The following is a 19294-nucleotide window of genomic DNA, read 5'->3' as shown; positions in this document are numbered from 1 at the left end:
CAGTACTGTAAAAAAATCTAAATAAAATGATCCCTTCGCTCACCTTTCACCTCCACATATGCCTTAAAAAGCTTTCTGCCCCTTAAGAGCATAAATTGTTTCAATAAACCAATCGCATAGACAGAAATAGAACGCATAGGGATGTGCATTTTAAATTTATTTTGTTTCATAATCTTGTCATGCAATTTTAACTAGGAAAACACGACCTCGTTACAAAAAAAGAAAATCCCAAAAAAAACATTGCAAGATAGAGTACCCATTTGCTTCATCTTTCTCAGCTCTCCCAACGACAAAATCATGCAAAATACTTCTTGTAGCAAACCGGCACCATCATTATATCTGCCAGCCCCCAATGTTGCGACAGCCCTTGGCACTTAAGACGATTCATAAGAGCCATTTTTAATCCTTTCTTGTACAGTTTTTACCCACACGCCAGCCCCACTTGTGGTGTGCAAATAAGTGATTTTAATTGATTCAACATGGAACAGATTTGAAATGAGAGAATCCACGTTATTCGGGATTCTAATTCAATATGAATAACGCTAATTTATTATTATAAATCAATATGTTGTAGCAGAAAATTGACAAAGATCATATTTTGCAACTTGAATGAAAATTCTGACATTCTTCTTATTTCAATTCTGTTTTTATTGCATCAATGAAAATCGTCCGCTTACACAGCACAAACTGGATAATAACAAAAACTATTTTTAATAGCGCTTATAAACACTTTTAAATATAAGAACTGTTGCAACATTGAGAGCTGGAAAAAAATGCATGATGATGCTACCTTATCAGTATCTCGTACCGATCTTTTCCTATTTTTGAGTCAAAAATTCCCCTCTAGCACCTTGAATCTGATCTCCATAAATATAGCGAGGAAGGTGTGTACAAATACTTGTAAAAATAAATAAATGTAAAATCAGATCTATTATGGTTGTTTTGGAAGTCATTTGAGAAAAAGTAGGAATATTTTTTCAATTCAGCAGAAATAAGTTTGTTACTTTACGGCATCGTTCTCTTCATAAAGCGCATACCTTTATTGTTGCTTGTAAATCAACATCTACCCCTTCTCATCACAATATGTTTAAAAGAAAAGACAGTGTCAGTATTTCTCTACTATATATATTTTTCCAACCCTCAAGGTTGCAATAGCCCTTGGCACTTGAGATGGTTCATAAGAGGCCTTTTTACTACTTTCTTGTACCATGTCACTCCACACGGATCTCCCCGCCTGTAACATGCAAGAGACATGATTTTGATTGATTCAACACGGAACAGATCTGGAGCTCTCATTCAACATGCAAAATAGTGAATTATCTTTATAAATCAAATTATTGCTGTACGTATCTTTTATATCCCAATAAGGGCATATATTGCATCTATCTGATTGGCATAATCAGTGAAATAAGAAAAGAAATACAAAAACAATTGCAATAGGATAAACGTCTAAACTTTTTTCACAAACTCCGACTTTAAACTCATCTGCCCAATCCCAGGAATTTTGCAATCAATATTATGATCCCCATCTACCAAGCGAATATTCTTTACCTTCGTCCCCCCTTTTAAAACAGATGAAGCGCCTTTTACTTTCAGATCTTTTATCACCATAACAGTATCGCCATTTGTCAAAATCTGACCATTGGCATCATAAACAGTATCGGAAAGAACAGCGGCATCGTTCTTTTGTGGCCATTCATGTGCGCATTCAGGACACACAAAATTTTCACCATCTTCATAAGTATAAAGACAATCACAACGAGGACATTTGGGATATTGGGTCATAAATTCCCCTTTTTTAGAAAAATCATTCATTATGACGGTCATAAAACAAGAAATGCTTATTGTCCATTATTTTAGAAAAATACGTCCCTTTGTTTCATTCCCCATCTGCCAACTATGTTTGTCAATGCGATCACCACAGACAAGACGTTAATTTATAAGAATGATTTATCATTGTACACCTTAAATAAGCCCCTACCTATCATAAAATTTACTCCCTTCATTCTCTCTTATAAATCAATCAAAATCATTTTCTTATCCGTCACAAATGAAATTAACGAATGGATAAAAAATGAAAAAAGGAACATCTCTTAATAAATTCTCTCAAAGAGCGAAGCACGATTGAATATTGCGAGAAAAGAAAGTGATGCCTTAACTTGACCTTTTATTTTAAGTAAAAATAACGGTTATAATATTAGAGAATATGTTGATTTATAATCATCATCAATGGTTTTGTATGTTGAATAGAACACCCGAATATTTTAAGATTTTCTTATTTCAAATCCTCTTCTATTGAATCAACCAAAGCCTTGCGCTTGCATGTTACAAGTGGAAAGATGCACATTGGGAACTAATCAATAAGTGTGATGGAGCTGGGCTTACTCTCTCATAAAAATGGTGGTGCTCAATGTTGTCACTGCCCTTGGCACAAAAGATGATTGATTCATAAGAGGTGCTTTTAGTTCTTTTTTGTACAGTTTTTATCCACACGGCTCTCCCCGCTTGTTATGTGCAAATGAATGGTTTTAATTGATTCAACATGGAATAGATTTGAGATGAGATAATCTTACAATATTGGAGAGCTCTCATTCAAATTGAATAATACTAAATTATTATTATAAATCAATTTATTATCCAATATATATCGACCATTATATTCTTCTCGAGGATTTACCGTTATCTCCTACATGAACAGCATTCCATAAAGAAGGGCGTAAGTGTATTGAGAGAGGCTTTTTAAATAAGCATATGAAATGCGCAATAACGACAGTGTTCTGTTTTGCATGAGGAACATCATCCTATTAAACAAACACTTCTATCAAACCATCAGAAACCATTGGGCATAAATGCTCCGATTATGCTGGATTATAATTGCCTACAGCATTCGGTTTTAAGAAGCACGCAGTTTTAGGAATCGGATCGATATGTAAAGGTGAAAAAAACAAAGCGAGCTTGAAAATGGAGTTAAGCTCTTCCTTATGGCAAATAAAATCATGCCCCTAAAAACATACCCCATGTGATCAATCATCATACCTTTACAAAAAAACATTCCAATGATCTTAGGTAATAATATCAGGGTGGTCTCGTCCCAATACTTGTTGTATGTTTAGTAGTTTTAGTGCCACCTGTTGCAAAGGTTGGAGAACTTCTTGCGGATTAAAATTGTGTTTGCGTGGATCACTTTCATATTGTTCAAAATAAAGTCGTAAAGTAGCACCCAGTGTTCCTGTTCCCGACAAACGGACTACCAACCGTGCTCCATTCTTGAAAAAAATACGGATACCTTGCCGCGTGCTAACGCTCTGATCAACAGGATCATGATATGTAAAATCGTCTGCTTTTTTGACGAAAAATCCAGAAATTTCAGTTCCTGAATGTGGTAAGTGTGCACGCAAATGTTCTATAATTTCCAAAGCTTTATCGGCTTCGACTTCTTCATAATCATGCCGTAACGTGTAAAAACGCCCATAGGTGTACCAATGCTGTTGAACAATTTGTGCGACAGTTTTTTCTGTTACCGCTAAAAGATTTAACCAAAATAGGACAGCCCATAAACCATCTTTTTCACGGATATGATGAGACCCAGTTCCAAAGCTTTCTTCACCACAAAAGGTTACTTTCCCCGCATCCAAAAGCGTTCCAAAAAACTTCCATCCCGTTGGTGTTTCAAAAAAGTTTAATCCCTTTTTTTCCGCAACCAGATCAGCAGCACGCCCCGTCGGCATAGAACGAGCTATCCCCACAACGCCTTTTCGATATCCTTTAATGAGGTGTGCATGCTCAGCCATAATAGCCAGAGAATCTGACGGCGAAACAAATTGCCCACGACCAATAATGAGGTTACGATCTCCATCACCATCAGAGGCTGCGCCAAGATCTGGTCCTTTCTCTGACATCAATAAATCATAAAGAGCCTTAGCATAAACCAAATTGGGATCTGGATGACCACCTCCAAAATCTGGCAAAGGAATACCATTAACCACCGTCCCTTCAGAAAATCCTAAGCATTTTTCAAAAATTTCATGAGCATAAGGCCCTGTTACCGCATGCATGGCATCAAACCGTAAAGTAAGACCTCGAGCAACAGCCTTGGCAATACAGTCAAAATCAAAAAGCTCCTGCATCAAAGCAACATAATCAGCGACAGGATCAATAATATCAATCCGCATGGCTCCCATAAAGATCGTACCTTGCCTATCTAAATCAACATCTGGTGCTTCAAGAATTTTATAAAAAGAAAGACGTTGCGATGTTGCAAAAATAGCATCACATAAAGAATTAGGAGCGGGTCCCCCATTAGAAATATTATATTTAATACCACAATCTCCTTCTGGACCACCAGGATTATGGCTTGCAGAAAGAATAAGTCCACCATGGGCATGAGTTTTACGAATAAGATGCGAAACAGCAGGTGTAGAAAGAATACCGCCCCTTCCCATTTTAATAAGAGAGACACCATGCGCCGCTGCCATCTTCAACACAATCTGAAGGATAGTACGATTAAAAGTGCGCCCATCCCCCCCAAGAATTAACATTTTTCCTTCAAGAGGCCCAATGTTATTAAAAAGAGACTGTATAAAGTTTTCTACATAATGGGGTTGTTGAAAAACAGACACTTTTTTGCGCAAACCAGATGTTCCCGGTTTTTGCCCCTCAAAAGCCGTGGTCAAAACTGTCTTTATGGTCATATCCATACCTTTATATTCTTTCCTATAATTTTAAGGTGAAGAGTATCCAAAGTCGACCATTAATTCTACTTGACGGAAGTGTGAAATATTTGCACACTCGTTAGAAGTAAGAATTTTTTAAGAAGCCCTTTTATTTAAAACGATCTTTCCCATATGTTTTTAAATACGAAGGCTGTTTTAAAACAAAATTTTCGTAAAAGAATACAGGAGCATCATGATGATGAAAAAAACAGTTCCCAATGTAACATTCCACACACGCGTACGCGATGAATCAATGGCTGGAGACAATCCTTATCGGTGGCAAGAAGTTAGCAGCGATGCTTACTTTAAAGGAAAGCGTGTTATTCTTTTTTCTCTTCCTGGAGCTTTTACCCCTACTTGCTCAACCTTTCAGCTGCCTGACTTTGAAAAACTCTATGATGAATTTAAACACGCTGGTATTGATGAAATTTATTGCCTTTCCGTCAATGATGCTTTTGTCATGAATGCTTGGGGAAAAGCACAAAATATCAAAAACGTGAAATTAATTCCCGATGGCTCTGGTGAGTTCACACGCAAAATGGGTATGCTGGTTGCAAAAGACAATGTTGGTTTCGGCATGCGATCATGGCGCTATGCAGCTGTTATTAATGATGGTGTGGTTGAACAATGGTTCGAAGAAGCAGGTTTTTCAGATAATTGTGCAACAGATCCTTACGAAGTTTCTTCACCACAAAATGTTTTAAAAGCCTTGAAAAGCTAATTCCAACCCCGAATCGTCCATTTAAACAAAATTTTACGACACAAATTTCCTGAGCAGGAAAGTTTGTGTCGTTTATTTTTTGCAACATCTATTCGTGAAAGCAGACCCTATAAGTTTATTGTGTGCCTTCTGTGAGAAAAGATTAAAGCAATAATTTTTTCAATAAATATTTTATGTTCTAACGGCTTTGTAAAAGCTTGAAAAATTGCTGATGAAAAATCTGGCCCTGTTGTGGTACTAAAAAATCAAAGAGTTAAAAGCTGTTGCACGCTATCAAAAAATGCTGATGCAATTGCCAAATACGCAAATTCATGCAAAACTCTCTCGGAAACATCAAGGATTAACATATAGATAAACTATGCAAAATCAACGCTGAGCTCCTCATGTTGAGAAAAACTTTATGTTGAAAATGGTTTGATTTATAATTTCTCATATTAAATGAGAGGAGCCGAATATCATAAGATTGTTTTATTTTATCCCTTCTTATATTGAATCCCTTAAAACTATTTTTTTGCTCATTAGCAAGTGGGATTGGCATATGAATAAACCATTAAAAAGAGTGAAAATGCTTCTCGTAAATGCTTTCAAAGGCGAAAGCTGTGAACATTAAGACTGCAAGGTACACAAAAGCATCAAGAGAGAAAATACAGATCAAACATTTGTTTGAAGAGGCGCACAGTTCAAATTGAGTTATGTCTCATAAAAAATAATCAAACACGGCATAAAAACAGCTCTGCATAAAGAACCGTTTATAAAGAAGATTCAATCAAAACAAATCCCGCAAACATTCCAATTCACATACCATAAACAAACTCATTACTGTTCTCATAGCCATTTATTCTAAGCTTTTATTTTTCTCTAAGAGAAAAACGGTTAAAGGAGTTGTTTATTCGGGTATTCTACCGTAAAACGTGCTTCTATCTCTTCCTCTTCATCGAACTCAAAATCTTCATCACATTCAGGAAGACCAAAAATATCTGGATTGATGAAATAACAATCTTTTTTTGTCCCCTTCGCTACAATTTTATTTGTTTCTAATTCTTTGATACCTTCTTTAAAACTTTCAAAATTAAGATATTCTGGTTCTTGAATTGAAAGATCGCAAGTCAAAAATTCTTCAAGAATATCAAGATCCAATGTTATCTGATCAAACCATAAATCCACATTATCCCCCTCATCTAACATTTTCCCTAATTGCCACAACATCACAAAAAATGCTTTCATACCATTAAATGATAACCCAAAAATCATACGCCGACATGACGAGGCGCCTGAAAAGGTAATTTGCGGAAGATCTTCAAATCCGAAATTTGAAGGAGGAAGTTTAAATGATTTTCCAATATTCTCAGGTCTTTCAAGAATAAAGGGATTTCGTTCATAGAGCAGAGTAAAATCATATTGGACCATTTTCATTTCTCCGTTAAAGAATTGATTTTATGAAAAATGCATATTATCAGTAGGTTACCATTATAGCAGCTTACAATTCATCCAAACATGCTCCTGTAAAAAATTGTTCGATTTAAGTCATTCCATTGTTTTTTGAAGCTTAAAAAGTTTTTTAGGATAAAACGCTCTAGTTCTCCCTCCTTTTGCAATAAGGCTAGATTTTGTAATGTCCAAGAAGAGAACATCAAAGGATTTGATACTCATAGATGAGAATTCAAAGATGAAGCCAATATAAACTGTCAATATTTTATAAACTTTTTCAGAAGCATTACGTGAAACCCTTTAATTTTCTCAGAGTTTTTGTTCGTTACTATTTTTTTTTGCACATTTTAACGCATTATCATCGCATCCTCAGAAGGGCACATTTTATAGCGAATAGCGCTTACTTTTATCTCTTAAAAAATCTCTCTTTTATGCCGCACGCACTTCAAAACCCCACTTTTGAACGCGTGTGCCAGCACGTATAAACGAGCAAAGCACAAATTTCAAAAATTGAATCTCAACTTTTCCGAATATTTCAGGTAATCCTTTCGATAAAGACTTTTACCATTATCACTTTTGGGTAGCTAAAATATTCTGTACCGTTTTGACCAATTGATCTTCATCAATCGTCACTTGTGCTGGTCGACTTTCACGCCATGTTTGATTATCTTTGATCTCATGAGATAACCGCGCCCCTTCAATCAAATCTTTGATCTGTATTTTTCCGCTCTCACGTTCTTGTGAACCTTGGATAACCACACAAGGCGCTTGGCGTCGATCCGCATATTTCATCTGCGCTTTTATCCCCGATGCCCCCAAATAGAGCTCAGCACGAATTCCCGCACCACGCAACTGCATCACCATTTTTTGATAACCAGCAACCGCCTCTGGCTCTTTATCCATCATCAGCACCACAACCGGCCCTGTTGTCTCCTTCATAGGCAACTTTCCAAGATTTTGCAAAGCAGCGATCAAGCGTGAGACCCCGATTGAAAAACCTGTTGCTGGAATGTTTTCACCACGAAAGCGTGCCACCAATCCATCATAGCGCCCACCACCACCAACGGAGCCAAAAACAACTTTCTGCCCATCATCATTGAAAACATCAAACAGCAACGTAGCCTCAAAGACAGGACCTGTATAATAATCCAGTCCACGCACCACCGATGGATCAATCTTGATACGATTCTGAAAACCATTTGCGGCAAAAATTGCTTGCATTTCCTCAAGCTCACGAATTCCCTCACGCCCTTGAACATGATCACCAACCACTTCTTTAAGAGCCTCAAGCGTTTCTTCTGCTGTTTCAGCTCCAGCAGCAGTTAAGGTAAGAATACACTCAATCTCTTTATCCTTAAGCTCCGCCCCTTTTGTAAAGTCACCACTTTCATCCAAACGCCCTTTTCCCAAAAGCAAACGCACCCCTTTAGAACCAAATTTATCCAGTTTATCAATTGCTCTTAAGACAGTTAAGCGCTTTTCAGCCTGCTCATTTCCCCCCAAACCAATTTTCTCTAAAACGCAATCGAGAATTTTTCGGTTATTCAGACGAATGGCATATTCATGATGCTGAAACCCTAGTTTTTCCAAACTATCGGCTGCCATCATGCAAATCTCAGCATCTGCCGCAACGGTTGGTGTTCCAACAATATCAGCATCAAATTGCATAAATTGCCGAAACCGCCCCGGTCCAGGCTTTTCATTGCGAAAAACAAACCCCAACCGATAACTGCGATAAGGTTTTGGTAACGTTTCAAAATTTTCAGCAAAATAACGGGCAAGAGGCGCAGTCAGATCATAGCGCAAAGACATCCATTGCTCATCATCATCTTGTAGCGAAAAAACGCCCGCATTTGGACGATCTGAATCCGGTAAAAACTTACCCAGCACATCTGTATATTCAAAAATTGGTGTTTCCAGTGCTTCAAAACCATAAAGTTCATAAACTTCACGAATTTTCGCAATCATTGTTTCAGTTGCATACAACTGTGCACTTGTACGATCAACAAACCCACGGGGTAAACGGGCTTTGGTTTTTTCTTGTTTTGATAACATATTTTTCTCTAACAACAATATATATTCACCGATAACGTGTGTCTATCTTATAGAAACAAACGCTGCAATACCTTTATCAACTGGAAACTGGTAACAATATGCATAAGCTTTTGCTTTTAAAAGATGCAAACCTTTACCCTTAAGGCAATCTACTGAAAATATTTGCATTTTCAATAGGAACATAGCCCCCCACTCAACATGAAATGCACGCTTAACATTCAATGAAAAGACATCTGTGCTTGTTGAAAGAAACCACAAAGCAACTGTTGATTCTGGATAAATCGGAAACATCCCCCTCAAAAGCCCTCCCTCTCAGAATTCTTCAGATTTATTACAGATGCAAAAATCCTCAAGACATCAGTGTGCTTTGCGCTTGTTCTGCAAAATGATTGATAACATTTTTTAAATCAACAATATTTCGTCCAGCATCTGTAATAGAGCGTGATACAGAGGGAATAACATTCTGCCAAAGTCTTTGTGGAAATTGATTTGCTAGTTGTGTCATTGTTCCACCTTGGGTGCCAATACCTGGAACGAGAAACAGACTACTGTTTAACTGCTCAATTGTATCTTTTGATTCAGATCCTAATGTCGCTCCTATAACCGCACCTATGGGGCCAATATTATGATGGAGAACCGAAGACTGACTATTATAATCACAAATACACTGTGCAAGATGAAGAGAGAGTGTCTGGTCACCAATAAGCGCATTTCGTATTTGTTTCCCCTCTGGATTAGAAGACTGAACCACTACAAAAACCCCTGCTCCTGTTTCTTCAGCAACCTTTATCAGAGGAATAAGAGCATCAAAACCCAAAAAAGGATTAATTGTCATGGCATCAGCTTTGAACGCACTGCTTGAACCAAGCCAAGCCTTACCATAGGCTTCAGCAGTAGAGCCAATATCCCCCCTTTTTGCATCCGCCAGAACCAATATGCCTTGTTCGTGTGCATTTTCAATCAGTTCTTTCAGAGCTTGAAGACCTTCCACACCATATAATTCAAAAAATGCGACTTGCGGCTTTATAATACCTACTTTACCCACAACTGCTGTTAAGAGAATATCACAAAAATCTTTTAGACCTTTATAATCAAAGCTTAGTTTCCACGATTGCAAAACTTTATGGCTCGGATCAAAGCCAATACAAAGAGGTCCATAGATTTCACGATTTTTAAAAAAAGTTGAACGAAACATTTTATATCCTAACAAGGTCTCTCTTTAAACTTTTTGATACAATCAAAAAGAAAAGCATTTGTCAAAAGAATACAATAGCGAAAACACAAAGAAAGAGCTCTCTATACAAAGTGTGCTTTTATTCATGAAACATAAATATATTCCCATTCGTAACGCTTATCATATGTTTATCGACCAAGACGTTGTCATGAGATAAAAATTCAAATTTATGAAAGAATATAAACAAAAAAGCATCCATATTATTATGACCTCATAAAGCCCTATAAGCGTACCTTGTCGTTTTCACACCCTTTTTTATGATCAACAAAAACTCTCTATGAACGCGCTTTAAACAAAGTTTCAAAAGAAAATGCCCCACCATGATGATCTCGATCTTAACTTTAGATCTTTCCTATTCCTTTTTGGCTCATATCTATTCCCTTTTGGAACATAATTAGCAAAAAGGCATTGTATCTCCAGCATATTCAAGGAGATAAAACATGGAAACTCGCATTCCTGAAAACACACCATTCGATACCAATTTTCTAGGAGAAACATCTCTAGAAGAAAAGTATCCATTCTTTCACACACCCATTTCATGGTCCGCAATCTTTGCGGGACTGGTGACAGCTCTTGCCACCTCAATCTGCCTCTCTTTCCTCATTTCTGCTTTGGGCTTCAGCCAAATGGATTTCACTTCTTCATCCCCATTTGAAGGCTCTTTCCTCTCCTTTGGCGTGGGTTCTGTTATCGTTACACTGATTAGCCTAGCCTTGGGAGGCTTTGTCGCCGGACGTTTTGCTGAAACGGCAGGAGCTCTTCATGGGTTCTTAACCTGGGCTCTCATAACACTTCTTCTGACCCTCCAAGCCATCCACGTGGTTTCTAGTACAGCAAAGATAGGGGCTAAAACCGCTCTAGAAAACACTGCTACGATACAACAAACCGTAGATAGTTTTAAAACAAACATATCCCCCCTACTGTCAAACTTAAACAGTGAAAGTCTTGAAAAGTTTTTTACAACAAAAAGTGACAATGGAGTTAATTTTGACCAACTTGGCAATGAGTTACACACCCTTCTCAATAAAAGCGACATTCCTGCTCTCAATGCTAATCGCTTAAAACAAACCTATCAAGCTGCACTCAATGATATTGGTTCTGCGATAACAGCTTTTAAAAATGATCCGTCTCACTATCGCACCACTTTAAAAAATCTTGGTGAACGCCTGTCTGATCGTGTAGAAGATCTCACGACAAAATTTAATCGAAGCGATATCATCAATGCGCTTATGAAGGATGGCATGACCCGTGCGGAGGCACAAACAGCAGCCAACCATGCCGTTCAACTCTATCAAAGCGCAGAGGGAAAAACCGAAAAAGCCATCAAAACCTTTGAAGAACAGGCTGAAAAACTCTCAGACAATCTTGAGGATACGATCAAGGGAGCAAAAAACACTGCAACTAAAGCCACAAAAACAGCCTCCAATATGGGATGGTGGGGCTTTTTAGGAAGCCTCATAGGTGCCGTAATTTCCAGCGTTTTTGGCTATTATGGGTACAGAAGTCGCAGAGACTTTTTCACGCTTTAAATACTTATGGCTCAGAAGGTATAAAACCAATAAAAAGCTGTACAATCTGTACAGCTTTTTTGGCACCTGCTTGAAAAGCTTTTTGCGTAAATGGCAACTTATACACGACCTTACAACATAAAAAAACAAAGTCTTTCGAAGTTCAAACTTGAAAGCAGAATACACAAATGATGAGAGAATATTGTACTCATTGCCCTTAAAAAATCAAAAATCCTCAAAGAGAACAATCTATCTTTTTAAGAAAACATAGAGAGCTCTTCATTATATGCAGTGTATCCCTTCAAAGAAAAGAGCAAAAAAATCACGCATCTCTTTGTTGTTAAGAAAAAAAGCGAATACCCTCTTCAATGATATTGCTAAAAAACGCCTCAACACAACAATGATATAACTTCAAAAAGAATAAGAAATATTTTCAAACAACATGACATTTGACAAAAAAAATAAATCTATGCTAAGTTTAAAAAATTGATAGTTTTTTATATTTAAATTATCTATATTTTATCAGCTATGAGGGGAGGAATATATGAACATTTCACTTGATAAAGTAAAAAATGTTATTGAATTGGCTGCTGATGAAGTTATGCCAACTGCAATGCTTACTAAGTATGCACAGCGTAACGATGTTCAAATTTATCAAAGTAAGCTTGATAAGCTTGTTATGAATGGTTCGCTGGAAGTTTAATGATGTATTGTTGATGCAAATCTGTTTATCCATCCAACTTTAAAAATTAAGCTTATTTAAGTGCATGTTTCAGTTATTTTCAGAGGGCTTTTCTCAAAAAATTGGGCTAAGCAAGGAGCTGAATTGTCAATTTCGTACATCCCTTTCAATGAAATGGATGTTTTGGATGCTTTAAGACAATACGCTCTACGTCCTCATAAACTCTTAGCACTTAATCCTAAATCCGAAGTAGTAACAGTGGTTAATGGCGTGTGAGCTCCACACCCTCCTTCAAACTTTCTTGTTTTAGATACGGAAAGGACTATAGAAGAATATACTGCCCGCGTTGATCAATATGCTAAAGGGCAAGAATGGTCGGTCATGTATTATGGGTTATACGCTGCAACTCCTATACTATGGGACGCGGCAAAACAATTTGCAGATCAATTAGCACATTCTTTAGGTTTTAGACCTGGTGGACGTGTAGATATTGACTGCTTCATTGGCCGGTATTCTTCTACCCATGTTGGGATCCATGTAGATCACGCTCATAATTTTGGTTTTACTCTACAGGATGGCAAAACAATGTTTGCACGGCCTAACACACGAGAAGACCTCCAAGGGTTAAAATATCCTGAATATGAAGCGCATAAATCAACAGCAATTGCGCTGCAAAACCGTACAGACCGTGTTGCCTACTTTCCCCATGATGCTTTCCACGTTGCTGAAACTGGAAAAAATATCGCGGCAAATATCAATATTGCCTTTTGGGAAACAGCACACGATGCACAACATCATAAAAATTATGTCACGCATTTACTCCATCTTGATGATCGAACGCGACATGATATCCGCGCATCAGGAAGAGCAAATTTAAACCCTGATAATGCTTTTCAACACTCTGCACTAAACTCCGCCATCGCAAATGGTACCTTAAAACGCCATATGCTGGTTTCTCAATTAATTTGTGATACAAGTTCACGTTTATGCATCGATCGCCCTCTTGTTGACGTCTCTGAGATTGAAAATGAAATCACTCTTCGCCCACTCACAACCCTCCAATGGGTGCCCTTACTGGAAACAAAAGAACTCCTTATCGCTGCAAATGGGCATTGCGCCAATTTTGAGTATAGATCTCATCTAGAGAGCTTCCTTTCCCAACTTTTATCAGGAAAAAATTAGATCTAGCAAAATTAAATGATACCCCATATAAATATGCACAGCAGGAAATTTTGAAAGCTGTAAAAGCTTTGGCATCTTGGGGAGCATTGTGACAAAGAAGAAATCCATGATTTTCGCCCAAATAGGGCTTTTTATTATTTTGGCTCTTAGCAGCTTTGCCGATGAAACAGCGCAGGTCACATTTGCTTTACACTTAGCAGAAAGTACAGCCTCGATTTCAATGCTGCTTTTTGCAGGGCTTATAGGAGCAATTTGTGCAGGACCCATTGCGCCGCGCCTCTTACATCGCTTCCAACCAACGCGAACAGTCCCCATTGTTTTATTGTTTGAAGCACTTTTCATAGCCGCAGCCGCAATCGCTAACCAATTTTGGCTTTATATTGCCCTTTCTTTTGCACTAGGGTGTGCTGGTTCACTCTTTTGGTCTGCTATCCTTGTTGCTGTACCTGACTTCGCAAAAAATGATCGGCAATTAGACCGTAACAACCGCATTATCCAAACAGTCCGTAATCTCGGCTACATTGCAGGACCACTGTTAGGAGGTGTACTATATGGTCTTTCAAACGGGCAAAAAGGGCTCTTTGCACTATCCATCATGGTTCTCTGTGCAACCTTTATCACTCTCTTCTGTTTTAAAAGTTTAAAAATGCATACGCCAACAACAAACGCAGTACAACAAGCCAAAAAGGGACTAGACTTAAGAGGGCTCTTGCGTAAAAAAAATGTTGTCTATGCTCTTTCCCCCCTCATCATTACCATCACCCTCACCTCGGCTCTTAATGTCCTATCAATTGTCCGCATCCGCACCGAACTGTATTTAAGCGCTGAAACCTACGGGATAATTGCAAGTATGATAAGTCTAGGGCTCGTCGTTGGACCGCTCTGCTTTTCCAGCCTTTTCCACCGCTTTGGCAATGCTGCTGGAGCATCACTGGCTGCGACAATAATTGGATTTGCAATTTTCTGCTTTTCTCTCACACACATTGTATGGTTGATGATGCTGTCATTTTTCATCCTTGGGGGTGCCAACGGTGTGCAAAATGCACTAATGGCAAGTTTTATGATGAAAGCCATCCAAAAAGAACAACGAAACAGTCAAATGCCCGCCTATATCTTTATCATACAAACAGCCGTGTGCATTGGTTTTATCAGTGCAGGTTTTGTAAAAGTGCATCACACCCAATACACACTCCTTATCATCGGCATTGCCACCATGATCACAGGCATATTAGGCTTTACATTAAACCGCGCTCTGCAAAAAAAGGAATGGGATAATGCCTAGCAAACTTTACCATCTTTTCTCTCGAAAAAAAAACATGCCCAAAAATGGCATAAAAATCACCACTTGATCAAATTATTGTATCTCCCATGCAACCCTATACCAAGCAATGTGATTTTGATAAACCATTCTCGTGTGGAGGAGCAAACAACCCAAGCAAATAACCCTTGCCAAAACTTGATATTTTAAAGCAGAAGAAAACAGTTTAACATCATGCAACAAGACCCTATAGGCTTAAACTTTTACAATGGAACAGGTGGTTATATATGGCAACTGGCAGACTATATGCTACATGACTTGAATGAAAGCATCCACACCCTTGCCTTACAAAAAACCACACCGCCCACAGCCATCAATTCTTTTGACGTTTACCCACGTGAACTCAATCCTTTATCACGCGTTCAATGGGCAAAGGACGTACAGATAACGAGAAATAAACCAGCTTTAATTGGAAAACGGCAAATACAACCTGCAATCGTTATTTCTACAAAAGGAGCGGCATTTGGCGGATTCGACTTTCCCACATTTGAAGCACTTCGTGAAGGCTGCCTTGTCCAATCCTTAAAAGAAATCAAACTCAATGGTTGCCTTTTTGACGTGAATAGTCTTTTGATATCACTGCTACGACACGGTCTCATCGAAACAAATCAAAAAGCCTTTTCAAAAAATGATGCAACCGCTCTTTTACGAGAGCCAACATGTATTATCATAGATTCTTCTCTTGGGTTCCTTGCCATTAATCAACTTAATGGACGTACAATCCGGCTTCATGAAAAAACAAAACATCTCTTGAAGCAAGCCACCACACCAATGCATCTTCAACATCCGCTAGAGGATTCAATAAAGTTTCTTGTAAAAGCAGGAATGCTACGATTGATAAAATTATAAGGATAAAAAGATGCAGCTGATAAGACCTGGTATGGGAACAGAAAATAGTGCTCAACTGATCCATGCACTCATTCAAATGGCAAGACCGCGTACAGTCATTGAAATCGGTGCTGGTGATAGTACGCGCTTTATCGCAAGAGCACTCCAAAAAGCAAAACAAGCATGGCAACAGGATAAAAAGCTTCTAGAATCCGCCATTTGGGAAGAGCGTACAGCTTTGCTTGACCCTTCAGGAATTCCTGAAAATTACGAACCTCGGCTTATTACCATTGATGATTTTACAGTAGAAGGTCAATCAGCAGAAGAAGCATGGCAAAGACTTCTTAAAGATGGCATTGAAAAAGATACTGTAACATTTATCAATGAAAATTTTTTCTCTCTTGATGAAAGAACTCTCAAATCTTGGGTGCCAATAGATTTTGCTTGGATTGATGCTGGAACGCCAGCAGATGATGTACGATTTGTTATAACCCTTTGGGAACATATCACACCTGGTGGTTATCTTTGTCTGCATGAACCAACAATGACCACAACGATTGCTCTCAATAGCGAACAACGTGTTCGACGCGTTAGAACCCCTATCTGGGAAGAACTCCTCTATCGGCTTGATGGCTCCTATGAGGCTTTAACACTCCCCGAAAACCACAAATATCGCCAGGGTGGTCTGGGGATTATTCGCAAACGCACCCCAGCCGAACAAATTGTACGCGCACAATCGCTCCAAGCAGAACTCATAGAAATCAATGAACTGCCCATTCGCAATGATCTTTTGCCCATGGGAGCAGAAGCACTTCACAAACGCTACACACGCAATTCACTCATTTCTGCCATGACCTCTCCTACCCTGCGCTCTGTTTATGCCGCCATTATCCTTGGTGCAAAAAATCTTACTGATATCCTCCAACATATTGATTCAGATGCCAAAAACATTCACAAATCCATCAATCGCCTTTTGAATCTTGGACTTATTCACAACACAACAGAAGGATTTCAAGCCGAAGAGACAGTGTGGAAAATGCTAGAAAATAAACATGAGCGGGAGAAGGAAAATTTAAGCGACCGCCATTTAGAAACAGAAGAGATGCTATCAAAAATTGGTGAAGCCTTTCAAATGGGAAAAATCTATAGCGAAACGGAAGTTTCCAAGATATGCAACCTCTTTACGATAGACTTTGCCCGATTACGACGCACTCTTGTTGAGAGAGGTTTTTTACAACGCCATGGAGGAAAATATCAACGCATGCGCTAAAAGAGAATTGAAAAATGATTAGCGAACGCTATCGTTTTTCTTCTCTATTTCAAGAGAATGAATAACCTTCCACTAAAAAAATATAAATTCATTAAAAGGTTACAAAATCATTCATCCCATTCATATGTTGACAATCTATGGGGGGATAGTACATCCTCTTCATAAAGGTTAAAATGGAAAAGCAAGAATGCGGGATGTCAATTGGTTATCAAATAGGATTAGGAACAGTCAAAACCATCAGGAGAAGATATAGGATCAAGGTCTCAATGATCTTACGATTGTTGCGTAGACATCCGCGCACAGTGTTGTTGCTCAATCCAAATCATGCTCGATATTTCTAAAAACATCGTAGAAAAAACAAAAAACAATATTCTTGCAGTGGACTGGCTGGTGAATCAAGAAGGATACTATTTCAACGAAATGTGCACAGCAGAAACAGGGCTGACAAAACTTCCTCAAGAGATACAACAAAATGTATTTGATCATTTAACGACACTTCTATGGAAATTCCATGGGCAAAAATAAAATAACTTTTTTCATCTATAGCACAGTTTTTCTTTCTGAATTTTCCTTTTTCTTTGTACTCCCTTTGCTTGGAAACTCTTCTCTCATAACTGCTGCCAATGTCGCTTTTTATCTCGCTGGATCAGTAATCCTTGAAAGCATTCTCATGGTAACCACAACGGGTTTATTAGAAAGATTTTCGCGTAAACTCTTAATGGCTACCGCCTTTATTTTAAGGAGTAGCGCTTTTGTGTGCATTATCCTATCGCTCACACCTTCTGCATGGTTGATCTTTTTTACCTTAATGGCTTTTTCGAAAGCAATTTCAAAGCCATTTTTGAGAGAAATTTTATCAGAACATCTCAATGAAAATGCTCTTAAGCGCGCATTAACTCTCTATTCTTTTTTTCAAAATGCTGCTGTCGTTATCGCCCCTCTTGTTGCAACGAGTGCCATAAAATACAACGCATCAGTTTTTTTGATGGCTTTTTTTGCACTCATTGGTTTGTATCTTTGTGTTTTATCCATTCAAATTGTTTATCACTACCCCCATAAAAAATTATCTCTTGAAAAGAACAAAAAAATAAAGAATTCTTTTCTTTCTTCTTTAAAAACAATAATATATAATCGCTCTATTGCTTATTTGCTGGTCACGGCTTTGCTTTGTGCATTCCTCATGGGAATTTTCATCACCACCACAACACTTCTCAGTAAATTTGACAGCAATCTCGCCCCTTATAGTGGAATTTTCTTTTCAATTGTTGGCATCAGTATTTGTATCTGGCAAGGAATAATCAATAAACATCTCAGCCTTTCTGATAAATCAACTTTCTACCTATTATGGCTTATGGGAAGTTTCGCTGCATTTTTCCTTATGGGTGGCGTCTTTACCGCTGTGACTGCGTTAATTGCCTACAGTGTCTATGAATCTGTCATGATTCCAGAGATATACTATCAAGCAAGGAAAACAACCTCATCCCTCTCTGCCAGTGTTCTTTTTAGTTATATTCTTGTTATTTCAAATATTGGCCAAGCTGCCGGCTCATGGACAAGTGGATGGATCATCAGCCATTTCAACAATCACATCGCTTTCACCTTTTGCATGATTGTTGGTGTCTCCGCCTTTGCTTCTTGCCTTTGCCTTATGCAAACTAAAAAATAAGGAACTTCAATGTCACATATAATTTTTGCTACTGGGGGCACAACAAGGGTGCGCAAAACACTTCGCCATAAATGGCTCAATTATGATTTTGTAACACACTCTGCGGCAAAAAAGCTCAAAATGGTCTTTAAAGATTGCTCTGTAAACGCCGTTGCAAATTGTCTCATAGCTTAAAGGATTATGGGATAGACAAGCGTAAGGTAGCTACATTCTGCACGAATAATATTCTATTGATATCCATGTGCAATACAGCCAAAGCATTTTTCTTATAATTCGCTCATTTTTGCCATGACCTCACCGACACTACGCGCTGTCTATACTGTTATTATACTTGGTGCTAAAATTTTTTCTGATATCCTCAAACTTGTCAATTCAGAAACTAAAAACATTCACAAATCTATTAATCGCCTTTTAAACCTTGGTCTTATTCAAAACACAACAGAGGGATTTCAAGCAATCGATAAATTATGGCAAGTGCTAGAAGATAAAAATGTACGAAATATGGAAAATTTCAGCGATCGTCATTTAGAAACAGGAGATATACTTACAAAAATTGCAGAAGCATTTCAAATAGGAAAAAACTATCGCGAAACGGAAACATCAAAAATATGTAGCCTTCCCCTTACCACTGCCAGTTTCGGTTCAAACATCAAGACCAATGGCTGCAAAAGCAAAAAGCTTCCCCTTCTT

The 19294-nt window shown here is 38.1% G+C and carries 17 protein-coding genes and 2 pseudogenes; 12 read left to right on the top strand and 7 right to left on the bottom strand.

From position 1 onward, the window contains the following. Positions 1-314: 314 nt before the first annotated feature. From ACFILZ_RS06560 to ACFILZ_RS06550, 3 genes and pseudogenes are all read right to left on the bottom strand, one after another. Positions 315-397, bottom strand: a pseudogene (locus tag ACFILZ_RS06560) (DUF4102 domain-containing protein); the annotation flags it as partial. A gap of 1052 nt (positions 398-1449) precedes the next feature. Beyond that, positions 1450-1785 (bottom strand): zinc ribbon domain-containing protein YjdM, encoded by a 336-nt coding sequence (locus ACFILZ_RS06555; RefSeq protein ID WP_375607236.1) that lies wholly within the window; start codon positions 1783-1785, stop codon positions 1450-1452. A 1277-nt stretch (positions 1786-3062) separates the two neighbouring features. Next, positions 3063-4691: an alpha-D-glucose phosphate-specific phosphoglucomutase gene (locus tag ACFILZ_RS06550; protein ID WP_375610616.1), complete on the bottom strand. Its 1629-nt coding sequence runs from the start codon at positions 4689-4691 to the stop codon at positions 3063-3065. Between the two features lie 217 nt (positions 4692-4908). Between ACFILZ_RS06550 and ACFILZ_RS06545 the strand changes: the two genes are divergently transcribed. Then, the gene (locus ACFILZ_RS06545; RefSeq protein WP_375607278.1) at positions 4909-5433 is read left to right on the top strand and encodes a peroxiredoxin; all 525 of its coding nucleotides are present in this window, start codon (positions 4909-4911) and stop codon (positions 5431-5433) included. Between the two features lie 873 nt (positions 5434-6306). Here ACFILZ_RS06545 and ACFILZ_RS06540 read toward each other — a convergent pair. From ACFILZ_RS06540 to pyrF, 4 genes are all read right to left on the bottom strand, one after another. After that, entirely contained in the window at positions 6307-6840 is a 534-nt protein-coding gene (locus ACFILZ_RS06540; RefSeq protein WP_375607234.1) for a replication protein, read from the bottom strand. A gap of 591 nt (positions 6841-7431) precedes the next feature. Then, positions 7432-8916 carry a histidine--tRNA ligase gene (gene hisS, locus ACFILZ_RS06535; RefSeq protein WP_375610617.1) on the bottom strand — a complete coding sequence of 495 codons (1485 nt, stop codon included), beginning with the start codon at positions 8914-8916 and terminating at the stop codon, positions 7432-7434. A gap of 42 nt (positions 8917-8958) precedes the next feature. Continuing rightward, entirely contained in the window at positions 8959-9216 is a 258-nt protein-coding gene (locus ACFILZ_RS06530) for a hypothetical protein (protein ID WP_375610618.1), read from the bottom strand. A gap of 49 nt (positions 9217-9265) precedes the next feature. Then, the gene (pyrF, locus tag ACFILZ_RS06525; RefSeq protein ID WP_375607231.1) at positions 9266-10111 is read right to left on the bottom strand and encodes an orotidine-5'-phosphate decarboxylase; all 846 of its coding nucleotides are present in this window, start codon (positions 10109-10111) and stop codon (positions 9266-9268) included. Positions 10112-10590: 479 nt separating this feature from the next. On the opposite strand from pyrF, the gene ACFILZ_RS06520 reads away from it, so the two are divergent. From ACFILZ_RS06520 to ACFILZ_RS06470, 11 genes and pseudogenes are all read left to right on the top strand, one after another. Further along, complete coding sequence (locus tag ACFILZ_RS06520) at positions 10591-11679, top strand: DUF3792 domain-containing protein (protein ID WP_375610619.1); 1089 nt, start codon at positions 10591-10593, stop codon at positions 11677-11679. 523 nt (positions 11680-12202) lie between these two features. After that, on the top strand, positions 12203-12361 hold the full coding sequence (locus tag ACFILZ_RS06515) for a hypothetical protein (RefSeq protein WP_375610620.1): 159 nt from the start codon (positions 12203-12205) through the stop codon (positions 12359-12361). A gap of 123 nt (positions 12362-12484) precedes the next feature. Beyond that, positions 12485-12616 (top strand): hypothetical protein, encoded by a 132-nt coding sequence (locus ACFILZ_RS06510; protein WP_375610621.1) that lies wholly within the window; start codon positions 12485-12487, stop codon positions 12614-12616. A gap of 105 nt (positions 12617-12721) precedes the next feature. Further along, a complete protein-coding gene (locus ACFILZ_RS06505; RefSeq protein WP_375610622.1) occupies positions 12722-13522 on the top strand; it encodes a hypothetical protein in 801 nt (266 codons plus the stop codon). A gap of 88 nt (positions 13523-13610) precedes the next feature. Beyond that, positions 13611-14804: an MFS transporter gene (locus tag ACFILZ_RS06500; RefSeq protein ID WP_375610623.1), complete on the top strand. Its 1194-nt coding sequence runs from the start codon at positions 13611-13613 to the stop codon at positions 14802-14804. 210 nt (positions 14805-15014) lie between these two features. Beyond that, positions 15015-15689: a hypothetical protein gene (locus ACFILZ_RS06495; protein WP_375610624.1), complete on the top strand. Its 675-nt coding sequence runs from the start codon at positions 15015-15017 to the stop codon at positions 15687-15689. Positions 15690-15699: 10 nt separating this feature from the next. Continuing rightward, positions 15700-16938, top strand: coding sequence for a DUF2087 domain-containing protein (locus ACFILZ_RS06490; protein WP_375610625.1), 1239 nt, complete (start codon positions 15700-15702; stop codon positions 16936-16938). A gap of 324 nt (positions 16939-17262) precedes the next feature. Further along, positions 17263-17463 (top strand): hypothetical protein, encoded by a 201-nt coding sequence (locus ACFILZ_RS06485; RefSeq protein WP_375614198.1) that lies wholly within the window; start codon positions 17263-17265, stop codon positions 17461-17463. After that, complete coding sequence (locus tag ACFILZ_RS06480) at positions 17450-18604, top strand: MFS transporter (protein ID WP_375610626.1); 1155 nt, start codon at positions 17450-17452, stop codon at positions 18602-18604. Before ACFILZ_RS06485 ends, ACFILZ_RS06480 begins: the two co-directional genes overlap by 14 nt. Before the next feature lie 9 nt (positions 18605-18613). Next, complete coding sequence (locus ACFILZ_RS06475; protein ID WP_375610627.1) at positions 18614-18778, top strand: hypothetical protein; 165 nt, start codon at positions 18614-18616, stop codon at positions 18776-18778. Positions 18779-18892: 114 nt separating this feature from the next. Then, positions 18893-19294 (top strand): annotated as a pseudogene (locus ACFILZ_RS06470) (hypothetical protein); the annotation flags it as partial.

The sequence above is a fragment of the Bartonella sp. AP40SXNS genome (assembly GCF_042195825.1).
GTDB lineage: Bacteria > Pseudomonadota > Alphaproteobacteria > Rhizobiales > Rhizobiaceae > Bartonella.
Note: the sequence above shows the minus strand (reverse complement) of the source record. Positions and strands in the feature narration are given on the sequence as shown.